The organism is Streptomyces sp. NPDC092952 (genome assembly GCF_044754785.1).
In the GTDB taxonomy this organism is placed as follows: domain Bacteria; phylum Actinomycetota; class Actinomycetes; order Streptomycetales; family Streptomycetaceae; genus Streptomyces.
Window position 1 is genome coordinate 205144 of the sequence record NZ_JBIVPT010000005.1, and the last position, 15838, is coordinate 220981.

The following is a 15838-nucleotide window of genomic DNA, read 5'->3' on the forward strand; positions in this document are numbered from 1 at the left end:
CACCCAGGGGTGGAGCGGGACACCGCCCGGGGCGGGGCGCGCGGTCGCCCGCGCTGGGGTGAGGGGTGGAGGGACGGCGTACTCCACCTGCGGTATGCGCGGCGGAAGAAAGCGACCTGGGGCCGACGACCGCACCCCGATCGGCAGGAGATCGTATGAGTGGGTGCCTGACACATGCGTCATGGGCCGGTTCCGCCCTCCGAGTCAGCTTCCCACCTGCCGCGCAAGCCACAGAAGAGAGACCTCACCCATGTCCTGGCTGTCCAGATTCAGCCTCGCGCAACGGGCCCTGATCGGACTGATCTCGATCGTCGCGCTCGTGTTCGGGGCGATCGCGATACCGCAGCTCAAGCAGCAGCTGCTGCCGACCATCGAGCTTCCGATGGTGTCGGTCATCGCCCCCTACCCGGGCGCGTCCCCCGATGTGGTCGAGAAGCAGGTCGTCGAACCGCTGGAGAACTCCCTCAAGGCGGTCGACGGCGTCACCGGCGTCACCTCGACCGCCAGCGAGGGCAGCGCCGTCATCATGGCGACCTTCGACTTCGGTTCGGAGGGCACGAAGCAGCTCGTCGCCGACATCCAGCAGGCGGTGAACCGCGCCCGCTCCCAGCTTCCCGGCGACGTCGACCCGCAGGTCATCGCCGGTTCGACGGACGACATCCCGGCCGTCGTCCTCGCCGTCACCTCCGACAAGGACCAGCAGGCCCTCGCCGACCAGCTGGACCGCACGGTCGTCCCCGCCCTGGAGAACATCGACGGCGTCGGCCAGGTCACCGTCGACGGTGTGCGCGACCTCCGCGTCTCCGTCACCCCCGACGACAAGAAGCTCGCCGCCGCCGGGCTGAACGCGATGACGCTCGCCCAGGCGCTCCAGTCGGCCGGCGCGACCGTCCCCGCCGGCTCCTTCGCCGAGTCCGGCAAGAGCCGCACCGTCCAGGTCGGCTCCGCCTTCACCTCCCTGAAGCAGATCGAGGACCTGCGGGTCGCCGGCAAGGACGCGGCCACCGGCAAGGCCGGGAAGCCGGTCCGCCTCGGTGACGTCGCCACGGTGAAGCAGGAGGAGGCCGACGCGGTCGCCCTCACCCGCACCAACGGCCGCCCGAGCCTCGCCGTGATGGCCACGATGGACAAGGACGGCAGCGCCGTCGCCATCTCCGACGCGGTCAAGGACAAGCTGCCCGAGCTGCGCAAGCAGCTCGGTGCCGGTGCCGAACTGACCGTCGTCACCGACCAGGGGCCCGCCGTCTCCAAGGCCATCTCCGGCCTCACCACCGAGGGCGCGCTCGGGCTGGTCTTCGCGGTCATCGTGATCCTGGTCTTCCTCGCCTCGCTGCGCTCGACCCTGGTCACCGCGGTCTCCATCCCGCTCTCCGTGGTCCTCGCGCTGATCGTGCTCTGGACCCGCGACCTCTCGCTCAACATGCTCACCCTGGGCGCGCTGACCATCGCGATCGGCCGCGTCGTCGACGACTCGATCGTGGTCCTGGAGAACATCAAGCGCCACCTCGGCTACGGCGAGGAGCGCCAGTCCGCGATCATCACCGCGGTGAAGGAAGTGGCCGGTGCGGTCACCTCCTCCACCCTCACCACCGTCGCCGTCTTCCTCCCGATCGGCCTCGTCGGCGGCATGGTCGGCGAGCTGTTCGGCTCGTTCTCGCTGACCGTCACGGCGGCCCTGCTGGCCTCCCTGCTGGTCTCCCTGACCGTCGTCCCGGTCCTCTCGTTCTGGTTCCTGCGCGCCCCGAAGGGCACCGTCGAGGACCCGGACGAGGCCCGCCGCCGGGCGGAGGAGAAGGAGGCCCGCAGCCGGCTCCAGCGGCTGTACGTCCCGGTGCTGCGCTTCGCGACCCGTCGCCGGATCACCAGCATCGTCATCGCCTTCGTGGTGCTCTTCGGCACCTTCGGCATGGCCCCGCTGCTGAAGACGAACTTCTTCGACCAGGGCGAGCAGGAAGTCCTCTCCATCAAGCAGAAGCTGACCCCGGGCACCAGCCTGGCGGCGGCCGACGAGGCGGCGAAGAAGGTCGAGAAGGTCCTCGCCGACGACAAGGGCGTCAAGGACTACCAGGTCACCGTCGGCTCGTCCGGCTTCATGGCGGCCTTCGGCGGCGGCACCGGCGCCAACCAGGCGTCGTACCAGATCACCCTGAAGGACTCGGGCGAGTTCGAGGCCGTCCAGGACCGCATCGAGAAGTCCCTCGCCGCGCTCGACGGCATCGGCGACACCACCATCTCCGCGGGCGACGGCTTCGGCAGCCAGGATCTCAGCGTCGTGGTGAAGGCCTCCGACGCGGACGTCCTGAAGAAGGCGTCCGAGGCGGTGCGCAAGGAGGTCGCCGGGATCAAGGACGTCACCGACGTCCAGAGCGACCTCGCCCAGAGCGTCCCGCGCATCTCCGTCAAGGCCACGCCCAAGGCCGCCGAAGCCGGTCTCGACCAGACCGCCCTCGGCGCGGCCGTCGCCGGAGCGGTACGCGGCACCCCGGCGGGCAAGGCCGTCATGGACGACACCGAGCGCGACATCGTCGTCAGGTCCGCCCACCCCGCCACCACCCTGGCCGAGCTGAAGAAGCTCCCGCTCGGCCCGGTCAGGCTGGGCCAGGTCGCCGACGTCGCACTCGTCCCCGGCCCGGTCTCGATGACCCGGATCGACGGACAGCGCGCCGCGACCATCACCGCCCGGCCCACCAGCGACAACACCGGCGCCGTCAGCATGGACCTCCAGAAGAGGATCGACTCGCTGAAGCTCCCGGACGGCGCCACCGTCACCATCGGCGGCGTCTCGGAGGACCAGAACGACGCCTTCCTGAAGCTCGGCCTCGCCATGCTGGCGGCGATCGCGATCGTCTTCATGCTGCTCGTGGCCACCTTCAAGTCGCTGATCCAGCCGCTGATCCTGCTGGTCTCCATCCCGTTCGCGGCCACCGGCGCGATCGGCCTGCTGGTCGTCACCGGCACCCCGATGGGCATCCCGGCGATGATCGGCATGCTGATGCTGATCGGCATCGTGGTGACCAACGCGATCGTGCTGATCGACCTGATCAACCAGTACCGCGCCCAGGGCATGGGCGTCGTCGAAGCCGTCGTCGAGGGCGGTCGCCACCGCCTCCGCCCGATCCTGATGACCGCGCTCGCCACGGTCTTCGCCCTGCTCCCGATGGCCCTCGGGGTCACCGGCGAGGGCGGCTTCATCTCGCAGCCGCTCGCGGTGGTCGTGATCGGCGGTCTGATCACGTCGACGCTGCTGACCCTGCTCCTGGTCCCGACGCTCTACGCGATGGTCGAGCTCCGCAAGGAACGCCGCGCGAAGAAGAAGGCGGCCAAGCGGGAGAAGAAGGCGGGCCCGCCCGCCACCCCGGCCGAGGAGATCCGCGAAGCGGAGCCCTCGGGCGTGTAGTGGCCCTTCCCGGGGTCCCGTCAAAGGACCCTTGAGAAAGCCGAACGGCCTGTCCCGCGCGGAAGCGGGGACAGGCCGTTCGTGCTGTGCGGCGCCCTACTGCTGGAGCGAGGCGACGAAGTCGTTCCGGGCGGGGCGGGGATGAGGAGTGCGGGGGAGGCGGGGCTCTTCTGCGTGAATCAGTGGTGGGCGAGCGGCTGGAGGACCAGCAGGCTGCGGAGGGGGTCACCGGGGCAGCCGCCCCCACCATCGAGGAACCGGCCGGCCGGACCCGGGCTGAGCCCGGCACGGCCGGCCGGTACCGGTCATTCGGCCGCGGAGCCGGTGAGGACCTCGGCGATCCGGAGCCACGATTCCCCGTGCGGATGGGCGTACCGGACGCCGAGGGCCTGGATCTCCTCCAGCAGCCGGACGCGGATCTCCTCGGGCGCGCGGGGGAGGAGCACGGCCAGATCGCTCGGCTCGATGCCTTCGACGACCCCGGAGAGCACCATGCCGGCCTGTGCGTGGGTGAGGGAGGACAGCTTGTCGTCGAAGACCTGCCCCTCGACGGCCGCCGCGTGCATCAGGGCGTTGCCGTCCCCGGCCGCCAGCGCCCGCTCCACGTACGCCTGAAGGGCGGTGCGGTCCTCGACCAGGCGGTACGCGGCGTCCAGGCCCTCGTCGCGGGCGACGGCGAGGACCGCGACGTGGGCGAGAGGGGTGGACTCGGGCGGCTGGGCCCGGAGAAGACGGGGGTTCTCCTCCAGGAAGGCCCGCGACTCCGCCCAGCCGGCACAGTCCACCCACTCCGCCACCTGTTCCGCGAGGATCAGCGGGTCGTACGCGGCGGTCACGCCGTACACCAGGACGGCCTCGCGGAGCACGGCGTGCCGGTGGGCGGTGCGGAGGTCCAGGCAGGCCAGCTCCTCCAGGGCCGTCGATGCTTCCTCGCCGCCGAGCACATCGGCGTTCCGGGACCAGATGTCGCGTGAATGGGGCCAGTCGGGCGCGAACATCCAGGAGCCGACGAGCTCCAGGGTCTCCTGCGACAGGGTGAGCCAGGCGGGTACGGGAGCGAAGGTCTCCTCCTTCCACGCCGCGCTCACGGCCTCGATGTCGCCATGGGCACGGAGCGCCCGCCGGGCCCGTACGGTCACGAGGTCCGATTCGTCGTCCCTGCCGAGGAAGGCCGCGAGTTCGCGCATGCCGGCCGCGGCCCGGGGACCGGGGAGGTTCAGCAGGAAGACGCTCCGCTCGACGCCGAGACGCCGGGCGACGGCGGGGTGGTCGGAGGCGAACTCCGCCACCGTCTCGTCGAACGCCCGGACCGCCGAAGCGTGGTCGCCGGTACGGACGAGCGCCCCGGACAGGGCGGTGACCGCGGCGACCAGGGAGTTCTCGAAGGCATCGGGGAGCCTCAGCGCCAGCGAGCGGTAGGCCGCGAGCGCCTCCCGCGCCGCTCCCACGGCTCCCTCGTCGTCGTGGGCCAGCCCCCGGTGGCCGCTGAGACCGAGGAGGGCCCGGGCCAGTTCCGGCGGGAAGACCCCGTCCTGTCCGGCGGAGAGTTCGCGCAGGATCCGGACGGCCTCCTCCGCCGGTGCCAGCGCCTCCTCCGGGCTCCCGGAGCCGGCGAGACTCCGTGCGAGCGAGTCGAGCGCGGTGGCGAGGGCGGGGCGGTGCGCGACGGGGTTCTGCGCGGCCAGCTCGCGGTGGAGGGCGACGGACTCCTCCGCCGCCGGCCGCCCCGCCCCGGGGTCGCCGCCGGTGTTGAGGCAGCCGGCGAGGTTGCTGAGGGTTCCGGCCAGTCCGGGGCGGAAGGCGTCCGGCCGGCGGGCGGCGAGATCGCGGTAGACGGCGAGGGCCCGTCGCGTGGCGTCGAGCGCTCCCGAGACGTCGCCGACCTGCGCGCGATGCGTGCCGAGGACGTTCAGCGCGGCGGCCAGTTCGGGGCGGAGCGGGTCCGAGTCCTCCGGCACGATCCGCTGGAGGATGCCGACCGCCTCCTCGACGAGGGGCAGCGCGGCGACGGATCCCGTGGAAGAGGCGTGATGCGCGGCGGAGCTGAGGAGGAACCGGGCCAGGGGGAGCAGTGTCGCGGTCCGGCGGTCCGCGGCCAACTCCCGCTGGAGCCGTACGGCTTCGCCCGCGAACTGCGCGGCGGTGTCCCCGTCCCCCGTGGCCGCCGTCCGGTTGGCCAGGGTGTCCAGGGACAGCGCGAGGTCGGCCTTGAACGCCTCGGGATCGCCCACGGCGAGTCCGGCGTACAGCCGGGCACACTCCTGCGCCGGGGCGAGCGCGCCCTCCGGGTCGCCCGCGTCGGTGAGCCGGTCCGACAGGGTGCCGAGGGCCTCGGCCAGTTCGGGCCGGAGCGAATCCGGTTGCTGTGCGGCGAGTTCGCGTTGGGCGAGGACCGCCTCCCGCGCGGTGGCGAGGGCCTGCTCATGATCTCCGGCGTAGGGACTTTCCATGGGGCGATTGTGCAAGGGGAGGGTCCGGCCTGGCAGGAGATTCCCCGAATGCGCCACTCTCGAACGACGTTGGGGTAAGGGCGGCTTTGCCGGTATACGGGGCGGGTGCCCCGGCCCCGGCGGGAGGGGCGGGAACCGCCCGCCCCGCCCGCCGGGACCCGGTGCGCTACGGCAGCGCCAGCATCCGCTCCAGCGCGAGCTTGGCGTACTTCTCCGTCTCGGGGTCGACCTCGATCCGGTTGACGAGGGTGCCCTCGGCCAGCGACTCCAGCGTCCACACCAGGTGCGGCAGGTCGATCCGGTTCATCGTCGAGCAGAAGCAGACCGTCCGGTCGAGGAAGACGATCTCCTTGTCCTCGGCGGCGAAACGGTTCGCCAGCCGGCGGACCAGGTTCAGCTCGGTGCCGATCGCCCACTTCGAGCCGGCCGGGGCCGCCTCCAGGGCCTTGATGATGTACTCCGTCGAGCCGACGTAGTCCGCCGCCGCCACGACCTCGTGCTTGCACTCGGGGTGCACCAGCACGTTGACGCCCGGTATCCGCTCGCGCACGTCGTCGACCGACTGCACCGAGAACCGGCCGTGCACCGAGCAGTGCCCGCGCCAGAGGATCATCTTCGCGCCGCGCAGTTCCTCGGCGGTCAGGCCGCCGCCCGGCTTGTGCGGGTTGTAGACGACGCAGTCCTCCAGCGACATGCCCATGTCGCGGACGGCGGTGTTCCGGCCCAGGTGCTGGTCGGGCAGGAAGAGGACCTTGGCCTCCGAGGGCGCCTTCTGCTCGAAGGCCCACTCCAGCGCCCGCTTGGCGTTGGAGGAGGTGCAGATCGTGCCGCCGTGCCGCCCGGTGAAGGACTTGATGTCGGCGGAGGAGTTCATGTACGCGACCGGCACGACCTGCTCGGCGATCCCGGCGTCGGCCAGCACGTCCCAGCACTCGGCGACCTGCTCGGCGGTGGCCATGTCGGCCATCGAGCAGCCCGCCGCCAGGTCGGGGAGCACGACCTTCTGGGCGTCGGCGGTCAGGATGTCCGCCGACTCCGCCATGAAGTGGACACCGCAGAAGACGATGTACTCGGCCTCCGGCCGCGCCGCGGCGTCCCGGGCGAGCTTGAACGAGTCGCCGGTGACGTCGGCGAACTGGATGACCTCGTCACGCTGGTAGTGGTGGCCCAGGACGAAGACCTTGTCCCCGAGCTTCTCCTTGGCCGCGCGGGCGCGCTCCACCAGGTCCGGGTCGGACGGGGATGGCAGGTCGCCGGGGCACTCGACGCCGCGCTCGCTCCTCGGGTCGGCCTCTCGGCCGAGCAGGAGCAGGGCGAGGGGCGTCGGCTGGACGTCGAGATCCTGGACGGGGTGGGCCGTGGTCACGTCACGCACCCTTTCTTCTCTGCTGAAAGTCTGCTGGGTCTTGCTGAGGGCTTCCGCGGAGCCGTGAAGCCCGCATGCTTTTCGTCTAATTGACGCTATCTATCATATCCGTTTCACGTCACTTTGACGATGTCCATAGCGTCGATGTGACGCATCCCCTCGGCGGGCCGGTGTGCGAGCATGAATGTGCAGGCAAGCGCTCGGCCCGGAATGAATCCGCGGTGCCGACGGTTGCAACGTCGGCAAGCAGTCTCCATACAACCCGGGAGAGAAGCAGATGTCCGTATCGGACGAGACCACCACCGTGAGCGACGGCATCCTCCTGTCCGACGCCGCCGCAGCCAAGGTCAAGGGCCTGCTGGAGCAGGAAGGCCGCGACGACCTCGCGCTGCGCGTCGCCGTTCAGCCCGGCGGCTGCTCCGGCCTGCGCTACCAGCTCTTCTTCGACGAGCGCTCGCTCGACGGTGACGTGGTGAAGGACTTCGACGGCGTCAAGGTCGTCACCGACCGGATGAGCGCTCCCTACCTCGGCGGCGCCTCCATCGACTTCGTCGACACCATCGAGAAGCAGGGCTTCACGATCGACAACCCCAACGCCACGGGCTCCTGCGCCTGCGGCGACTCCTTCAGCTGAGCCACCGGCCGGCCGGAGCGAGCGAAGCAACGACGACGGCGGCGGTTCCCGGGCACCCGGGACCGCCGCCGTCGTTCTTGTTGTTCCCGTCGGCCGCTCAGTCCCGGGGCACCTCGCCGCCCGAGACCGCGTCGACGACCTTGCGGTCACCCAGCGGGGCCTTGAGCGTCACCGTCCGGGTCAGCTCCTTGGCGACCATGATGCAGGCCTGCTTCCCCTGCTGCGCGGACTCCGCGACCCGCACCGTCACGGTGTCCGCGGTCTCGGTCGCGCTCGCGGTGTACGTACTGCACGCCCCGCCCCAGAACGTCACCGACAGCTCCCGCCCCTCGGCCCGGTACGACAGCGACTGCCGCTGCCCCTTCGCCGCGTTGCCCGGGGGAGTGGGCACCGCCGACCCCGCCGCGGGCGCGCTCCGCGTCAGGTACGCGGGCTCCACCGCGACCTGCGCCACCGTGCTGCCCGCACCGCCCGCGGCCGGGCGCACCGAGAAGAGCCAGGACGGCACGAGCGCCTGCCGGCCCGCCACGTACTGCGCCGACAGGCCGAACACCGCCTTCTCCACCGTCATGGCCGCCGCCTGCGACGGCTCCGCCCCGGTCAGCGCCCCGCAGTGCGCCTTGCCGTCCGCCGCCGGTACGGGGTCGGCACAGCCGCCCGCGCTCTTGCGGGGCGCCGGGCCGTTCAGCTCCGCCAGTGCCTCGGCCGCGCCGACCACCGGATAGCTGTCGCCCTTCTCCAGCCCCTTCAAGTGCCCACTGCCGCCCACCACTTGGCCGTCCGGGCCCACCTGGATACCGGTCGACCAGCCGTAGGTGGGCAGGCCGTCGACCGTCGGGTCGGCGTTCACCACGCGTACGGAGCCCATGAGCTGGCGGGTGTCCAGGGCGGCGCCGTCCTGCCCGGCCACCTTCAGGACGGGGGCCGCGGCGGCCCGTGCGGCGCTCCCGCTCACCGGGGAGGCCGAGGAGGCGCCGCCGTCCGGGGACTGCTGCCCGCCCGAACAGGTCGGGCCCTTCTTGCAGTTGTCCGTGCCACCCGAGCCGTAACGGGTGAAGCTCCAGGTGCCCGGGGCCTTCTCCACCCGCAGCACCGGGCCCGTCCCGTCACCCTCGGACCCCACCTTCCAGTACGTGGCCTCCTCCTGCGGAGCGCCCGCCAGGCCCAGGGCCTTCGCCAGCCGGGCCACCTCGGCGGCCGAGACCGTCCCGGCCGCCCGTCGCACGGCGGCCGTGCGCGGACCGTCGGGCAGCTCACCGGAGGCGCGGTAGCGCATCCGGCCGCCGCTCGGGTCGGGCTCGCCGGGCGCGATGCCGCGCGAGGCGCCCTCGGGCGGTGTGTCGGCGCCGGTGCGGGCCGGCCCGTCCAGGGCCAGCGCGGGCAGGGCGGCCCGCCCGCCCGCGTCCGTACCGCCGTCGTTGCCGGCCGCCGTCGCGGCCCAGTACGCCCCACCGCCTCCGGCCAGCAGTACGGCCGCCGCCACCGAGGCCACGGCGAGCGGCGAACGCCGCCGGGGGCCGGTCACATCGTTGTCGGGTCGCTCGGTGCTCACCGGATCCGCTCCTTCGCCTGACGTACGACCGTCACGCGCCGTCGCCCGGCCCGTGCGTCGGCCCCGGAGGTGTCCGGGGACGACAGTGGGACGGGGCAGCGGCGCGGACGGTTCCACGGCGGTGCGGCGGGGGCCCTCGACGGGGGCCTCGACGGGCGGGGGCTCAGCCGGCGTAGTCCTCCATCGCGTCGATCAGCCGGGCGGACGCGGCCGGAACGGTGACCCCGTGGATGCGGGACGGGGCGACCGTGGCGGGGGCGGACTTCGGGTGGGCCGTCCAGTGCGGGGCCATCCGCGCGCAGTCCCCGCGCAGCTCGGCCAGGCTCATCTCGGACTCGCGCAGGGCGATGTGGTTCGACATGTCGGCACCGTAAGCACCATGTGTCACAGGAGGAAAGCCCTACTATCGGGTAGTTTCCGCCTCTTCAGAGCCGGTCCGGTGAACGGGTAGCGTGAACTGTCACGCCGCCCAGGGAACACGCGACCGTTCCCCCCGACCCCCGCAGGAGCAGTTTCCCCGTGCGCATCGCAGTCACCGGTTCCATCGCCTCCGACCACCTCATGACCTTCCCCGGCCGCTTCGCCGACCAGCTGGTCGCGGACCAGCTGCACACGGTCTCGCTCTCCTTCCTGGTCGACAACCTCGAAGTCCGCCGGGGCGGCGTCGCCGCCAACATCTGCTTCGGCATGGGCCTGCTGGGCACGGAGCCGATCCTGGCCGGCGCCGCGGGTTCCGACTTCGACGAGTACCGCGCCTGGCTCGACCGCCACGGGGTCGACACCGGCTCGGTGCGGATCTCCGAGGTCCTGCACACCGCGCGCTTCGTCTGCACCACGGACGCCGACCACAACCAGATCGGCTCCTTCTACGCGGGTGCGATGAGCGAGGCCCGGCTCATCGAGCTGAAGGCCGTCGCCGACCGCGTCGGCGGACTCGACCTGGTCTCGATCGGCGCCGACGACCCGGAGGCGATGCTCCGCCACACCGAGGAGTGCCGCACCCGGGGCATCCCGTTCGCCGCGGACTTCTCGCAGCAGATCGCCCGGATGGACGGCGACGAGATCCGGATCCTCCTGGAGGGCGCCACGTACCTCTTCTCCAACGAGTACGAGAAGGGGCTCATCGAGTCCAAGACCGGCTGGACCGACGAGGAGATCCTCGGCAAGGTCGGCCACCGGGTCACCACCCTCGGCGCCCGCGGCGTCCGCATCGAGCGGGTCGGCCAGGAGCCGATCGAGGTCGGCTGCCCGGAGGAGACCGCCAAGGCCGACCCGACCGGTGTCGGCGACGCCTTCCGGGCCGGTTTCCTCTCCGGCCTCGCCTGGGGCGTCGGCCTGGAGCGCGCCGCCCAGGTCGGCTGCATGCTGGCCACCCTGGTGATCGAGACCGTGGGCACCCAGGAGTACACCCTGCACCGCACCCACTTCATGGACCGCTTCACCAAGGCGTACGGCCACGACGCCGCCGCCGAGGTCCGCGCGCACCTCGCCTAGGGCATGTTTCGAAAGTCCCGTCTGCCCGGGGGCGCCCGGCACGCACACTCGCCGCGTTGTCGGGATCGCCCCGATACATCCAGTATCGGGGCGACCCTCCGCCTTGCGATCGCACGCACCGGACACCCCCGGGCCTGCCCTCCGGGCAGACGACGCTACTTTCGAAACACGCCCTAGTCAGGAGAGCCGGCGGACCACATAGGCCGAACCGCGGTCCGCCGGCTCCTCGCCCACGTACTCCTGCTCACGCATCCCGCACCAGGCGGGGATGTCCAGCCGCGCCGCCTCGTCGTCGGCGAGCACCGTGACCGTCCCGCCCACCGGCACCCGCCCGATCGCCTTCGCCAGCTCGATCACCGGGACGGGGCAGCGCCTGCCCAGCGCGTCGACCACCAGGGACCCGGCCGGAGCGGGGGACGCCGCCGGTGCGGCCGCGCCGAGCCTCTGCCGCACCTCCGCCACCACCCCGGGCAGCACCTCCAGGAAGCGGTCGACGTCCGCCTCCGCCGTACCGTCCGGCAGCGACACCCGTACGTTCCCCTCCGACAGCACCCCCATGGCCCGGAGCACATGGCTCGGCGTCAGCGTGCTGCTGGTGCAGGACGAGCCGGACGACACGGAGAAACCGGCCCGGTCCAGCTCATGGAGCAAGGTCTCCCCGTCGACATAGAGACAGGAGAAGGTCACCAGATGCGGCAGCCGCCGCACCGGGTCGCCGACCACCTCCACATCGGGCACCGACTCCGCCACCACGGCCCGGATCCGGTCCACCAGGGCCCGCAGCCGTGCGGCCTCGACGCCGGCCTCGGCCCGGACCGCCCGCAGCGACGCGGCCGCCGCCACGATCGCCGGAAGGTTCTCGAACCCGGCCGACCGCCCCGACTCCCGCTCGTCGGCCGGCCCCGGAACGGCGAACCTGACCCCCTTGCGCACCGCGAGCAGCCCCACGCCCGACGGCCCGCCCCACTTGTGGGCGCTCCCGGTCAGCAGCGACCAGCCCTCCGGCACCGGCCCCCGGCCCAGCGACTGCGCCGCGTCCACCAGCAGCGGCACCCCCGCCGCCCGGCACGCCTCCGCGACGGCGGCCACCGGCTGCTCGGTGCCGACCTCGTGGTTGGCGGACTGGAGGCAGGCCAGCGCGGTGTCCTCGCGCAGCGCGCCCGCGAAGGCCGCCGCGCCCACCGCCCCCGTACGGTCCACCGGCACCTCGGAGACCGACCCGCCCCGTGCCTCGTGGGCGGCGGCCGAATGGAGCACCGACGAGTGCTCGACCGAGGAGACGGCCAGATGGCGGCCGACACGCCGACGCCCCTCAAGGGCTCCGGACATCCCCGAATGGACCGCGGCGGTCCCCGAAGGAGTGAATGTGAGCTCGTCCGGGCGACAGCCGACGGCCTCCGCGGCGGCTTCCCGGGCGGCGTCCAGCAGCAGCCGGGCCCGCCGCCCCTCCCGGTAGAGCCTGGCCGGATCGGCCCAGCCCTCGTCCAGCGCGGCAAGCAGCGCCTGACGTGCGACGGGATGCAGGGGAGCGGCGGAGGCGGCGTCGAAGTAGGGCATCCGGCCACGCTAGCCCGCGCCGGGGGACGGGGCGGGGGCCGGGCCGGGAGAGGGGGCGTCAGATGACGTTCGGAGGGCCGTATTCCACCCCTTCGGGGAGTCGGACGGCGCGTTGGGCACCCTCCCCGCGCGACCCCAAATAGCGTCCAGTAGGGTTTGGTCCGCATAAACATCCAAACCCCTGTCCGCGTCAGGGCGGCGACCGACCGGAAAGACGGCCGCGCCGACCGCGTGGGCGAGACTCTCGGGAAGGCGCTACGTGAGTCCCAACGGCTCCGACCGCTCGTCGCGGCGCCCGATGCGGCGGAAGCTGCCGCAGGTGCTGACTGCGGGCCTGATCCTTGTGACCGCCACCGGTTGCACATACAAGGACTTCCCCCGCCTTGGAATGCCGACTCCGGTTACGGAAGAGGCACCACGGATCCTCTCTCTCTGGCAGGGCTCGTGGGCGGCAGCGCTCGCCACGGGCGTGCTGGTATGGGGTCTGATCCTGTGGAGCGTCATCTTCCACCGGCGCAGCCGCACCAAGGTCGAGGTTCCTCCGCAGACCCGGTACAACATGCCCATCGAGGCGCTGTACACCGTGGTCCCTCTGATCATCGTCTCGGTGTTGTTCTACTTCACCGCTCGCGACGAGACGAAGCTCCTCACGCTCTCCGACAAGCCGGCCCACACCATCAACGTGGTCGGCTACCAGTGGAGCTGGGGCTTCAACTACATCGAGAACGTGGACGGCTCGACCGCCACGGGCAACGAGATCCCCAAGGAGCTCGACGCCATCCCCGACCGGTTCCGCAAGGACTTCCCGAAGAATGCCGAGGGCGTCTACGACTTCGGCATCCCGGGAACGCGGAACCCGCAGAACGGCAACCCGGGGCCGACCCTGTGGCTGCCGAAGGGTGAGAAGGTCCGTTTCGTTCTGACTTCGCGTGACGTCATCCACTCCTTCTGGGTGGTGCCGTTCCTCATGAAGCAGGACGTCATCCCGGGCCACACCAACGCCTTCGAGGTGACTCCCAACCAGGAGGGCACCTTCATGGGCAAGTGCGCCGAGCTCTGCGGCGTCGACCACTCCCGGATGCTCTTCAACGTCAAGGTGGTCTCCCCGGAGCGCTACCAGGCGCACCTGGAGGAGCTGGCCAAGAAGGGCCAGACGGGCTACGTGCCGGCCGGCATCGAGCAGACTGACCCGGCCAGGAATGCGGAGACGAACAAACTGTGAGCATCCTCAACGAACCTCAGGGTGCCGCGGCAGCAGAAGACTCCTACGAGGACGAGCTGCCGGTCCGGCGAAAGCAGCCGGGAAACGTCGTCATCAAGTGGCTGACCACCACTGACCACAAGACGATCGGCACGATGTACCTGGTCACGTCGTTCGCGTTCTTCTGCATCGGCGGTCTGATGGCGCTCTTCATGCGCGCCGAGCTGGCCCGTCCCGGCACGCAGATCATGTCGAACGAGCAGTTCAACCAGGCGTTCACGATGCACGGCACGATCATGCTGCTGATGTTCGCGACGCCGCTGTTCGCCGGATTCGCGAACTGGATCATGCCGCTCCAGATCGGTGCGCCCGACGTGGCGTTCCCGCGGCTGAACATGTTCGCGTACTGGCTGTACCTCTTCGGCTCGCTGATCGCGGTGGCCGGCTTCCTCACCCCGCAGGGTGCGGCCGACTTCGGCTGGTTCGCCTACTCCCCGCTGTCGGACGCGGTCCGGTCGCCGGGCGTCGGCGCCGACATGTGGATCATGGGTCTGGCCTTCTCCGGCTTCGGCACGATCCTCGGTTCGGTCAACTTCATCACCACGATCATCTGCATGCGCGCTCCCGGCATGACGATGTTCCGCATGCCGATCTTCGTCTGGAACGTCCTGCTGACCGGTGTGCTGGTCCTGCTGGCCTTCCCGGTCCTCGCCGCCGCGCTCTTCGCGCTGGAGGCCGACCGTAAATTCGGCGCGCATATCTTCGACGCGTCGAACGGTGGCGCACTGCTCTGGCAACACCTCTTCTGGTTCTTCGGCCATCCAGAGGTGTACATCATCGCCCTGCCATTCTTCGGAATCATTTCCGAGGTCATTCCGGTATTCAGCCGGAAGCCGATGTTCGGTTACATCGGCCTGGTCGCCGCGACGATTGCCATCGCCGGTCTTTCCGTGACCGTGTGGGCCCACCACATGTACGTCACGGGCGGTGTGCTCCTGCCGTTCTTCTCGTTCATGACATTCCTCATCGCGGTACCGACCGGTGTGAAGTTCTTCAACTGGATCGGCACGATGTGGAAGGGATCGCTGTCCTTCGAGACACCGATGCTCTGGGCCGTCGGCTTCCTGATCACCTTCACCTTCGGTGGTCTGACCGGCGTCATCCTGGCGTCGCCGCCGATGGACTTCCACGTCTCGGACTCGTACTTCGTGGTCGCGCACTTCCACTACGTCATCTTCGGCACCGTGGTGTTCGCGATGTTCTCCGGCTTCCACTTCTGGTGGCCGAAGTTCACCGGAAAGATGCTCGACGAGCGGCTCGGCAAGATCACGTTCTGGACGCTGTTCGTGGGCTTCCACGGCACGTTCCTGGTGCAGCACTGGCTGGGTGCCGAGGGCATGCCGCGTCGTTACGCGGACTACCTCGCCGCGGACGGCTTCACCGCGCTGAACACGATCTCGACGATCTCCTCGTTCCTGCTCGGCCTGTCGATGCTGCCGTTCTTCTACAACGTCTGGAAGACCGCCAAGTACGGCAAGAAGGTCGAGGTCGACGACCCGTGGGGCTACGGCCGTTCGCTGGAGTGGGCGACCTCCTGCCCGCCGCCGCGGCACAACTTCCTCACCCTGCCGCGGATCCGTTCCGAATCCCCGGCGTTCGACCTGCACCACCCGGAGATCGCGGCCCTCGAACAGCTTGAGCACCACGCTGACGACAAGGCCCTCGCTGGTGGCAAGGAGGCCGGCAAGTGAAGATCCAGGGCAAGATGTTCCTGTGGCTGAGCGTCTTCATCCTGGCCATCGCCGTCACGTACGGCGTGTGGTCGAAGGAGCCGGCCGGTACCACCGCCCTCGCCCTGGCCTTCGGCCTGAGCCTCATGATCGGCTTCTACCTGGCCTTCACGGCCCGGCGGGTCGACGCGATGGCGCAGGACAACAAGGAGGCCGACATCGCGGACGAGGCCGGCGAGGTGGGGTTCTTCTCCCCGCACAGCTGGCAGCCGCTCTCCCTGGCCATCGGCGGCGCCATGGCCTTCATGGGCGTCATCTTCGGCTGGTGGCTGCTGTACTTCTCGACCCCGATCATCCTGATCGGCCTCTTCGGCTGGGTCTTCGAGTACTACCGCGGTGAGAACCGCACCCAGTGACCTCGCGTCACCGCTCCACCTGACGGGGGCCCGCACCTCTC

Annotated in this window: 11 protein-coding genes; 6 read left to right on the forward strand and 5 right to left on the reverse strand. The window is 70.8% G+C overall.

Going from position 1 to position 15838, the window contains the following annotated elements:
* The first annotated feature begins 250 nt into the window (after positions 1-250).
* Entirely contained in the window at positions 251-3397 is a 3147-nt protein-coding gene (locus ACIQGQ_RS14935) for an efflux RND transporter permease subunit (RefSeq protein ID WP_402395265.1), read from the forward strand.
* 305 nt (positions 3398-3702) lie between these two features.
* Here the strand turns inward: ACIQGQ_RS14935 and ACIQGQ_RS14940 are convergent, their stop codons facing one another.
* Together ACIQGQ_RS14940 and nadA are read right to left on the reverse strand one after the other, a co-directional pair.
* Positions 3703-5847 (reverse strand): tetratricopeptide repeat protein, encoded by a 2145-nt coding sequence (locus ACIQGQ_RS14940; protein ID WP_402395268.1) that lies wholly within the window; start codon positions 5845-5847, stop codon positions 3703-3705.
* 166 nt (positions 5848-6013) lie between these two features.
* Positions 6014-7222 carry a quinolinate synthase NadA gene (gene nadA / locus ACIQGQ_RS14945; protein ID WP_402395271.1) on the reverse strand — a complete coding sequence of 403 codons (1209 nt, stop codon included), beginning with the start codon at positions 7220-7222 and terminating at the stop codon, positions 6014-6016.
* A gap of 268 nt (positions 7223-7490) precedes the next feature.
* On the opposite strand from nadA, the gene ACIQGQ_RS14950 reads away from it, so the two are divergent.
* On the forward strand, positions 7491-7847 hold the full coding sequence (locus tag ACIQGQ_RS14950; protein ID WP_030933606.1) for an iron-sulfur cluster assembly accessory protein: 357 nt from the start codon (positions 7491-7493) through the stop codon (positions 7845-7847).
* Between the two features lie 97 nt (positions 7848-7944).
* On the opposite strand, the gene ACIQGQ_RS14955 is transcribed toward ACIQGQ_RS14950, so the two are convergent.
* Both ACIQGQ_RS14955 and ACIQGQ_RS14960 read right to left on the reverse strand, forming a co-directional pair.
* Positions 7945-9399 carry a hypothetical protein gene (locus ACIQGQ_RS14955; RefSeq protein ID WP_402395274.1) on the reverse strand — a complete coding sequence of 485 codons (1455 nt, stop codon included), beginning with the start codon at positions 9397-9399 and terminating at the stop codon, positions 7945-7947.
* A 163-nt stretch (positions 9400-9562) separates the two neighbouring features.
* Positions 9563-9760, reverse strand: coding sequence for a hypothetical protein (locus tag ACIQGQ_RS14960; RefSeq protein WP_402395277.1), 198 nt, complete (start codon positions 9758-9760; stop codon positions 9563-9565).
* A 158-nt stretch (positions 9761-9918) separates the two neighbouring features.
* On the opposite strand from ACIQGQ_RS14960, the gene ACIQGQ_RS14965 reads away from it, so the two are divergent.
* Complete coding sequence (locus ACIQGQ_RS14965; protein ID WP_402395280.1) at positions 9919-10893, forward strand: carbohydrate kinase family protein; 975 nt, start codon at positions 9919-9921, stop codon at positions 10891-10893.
* A 177-nt stretch (positions 10894-11070) separates the two neighbouring features.
* Here ACIQGQ_RS14965 and ACIQGQ_RS14970 read toward each other — a convergent pair whose 3' ends face one another.
* Entirely contained in the window at positions 11071-12450 is a 1380-nt protein-coding gene (locus ACIQGQ_RS14970) for a cysteine desulfurase/sulfurtransferase TusA family protein (protein WP_402395282.1), read from the reverse strand.
* 259 nt (positions 12451-12709) lie between these two features.
* Here ACIQGQ_RS14970 and coxB point away from each other — a divergent pair, with 259 nt between their 5' ends.
* Genes coxB through ACIQGQ_RS14985 form a run of 3 tightly spaced genes read left to right on the forward strand, consistent with a single transcriptional unit; the run spans position 12710 to position 15797 of the window.
* Entirely contained in the window at positions 12710-13672 is a 963-nt protein-coding gene (gene coxB, locus ACIQGQ_RS14975) for a cytochrome c oxidase subunit II (RefSeq protein WP_366294149.1), read from the forward strand.
* Positions 13669-15402: a cytochrome c oxidase subunit I gene (ctaD, locus tag ACIQGQ_RS14980; protein ID WP_402395286.1), complete on the forward strand. Its 1734-nt coding sequence runs from the start codon at positions 13669-13671 to the stop codon at positions 15400-15402. Before coxB ends, ctaD begins: the two co-directional genes overlap by 4 nt.
* Positions 15399-15797, forward strand: a complete 399-nt coding sequence (locus tag ACIQGQ_RS14985; protein ID WP_402395290.1) for a cytochrome c oxidase subunit 4 — start codon at positions 15399-15401, stop codon at positions 15795-15797. The genes ctaD and ACIQGQ_RS14985 overlap by 4 nt, the downstream gene beginning before the upstream one ends.
* Positions 15798-15838 lie beyond the last annotated feature (41 nt).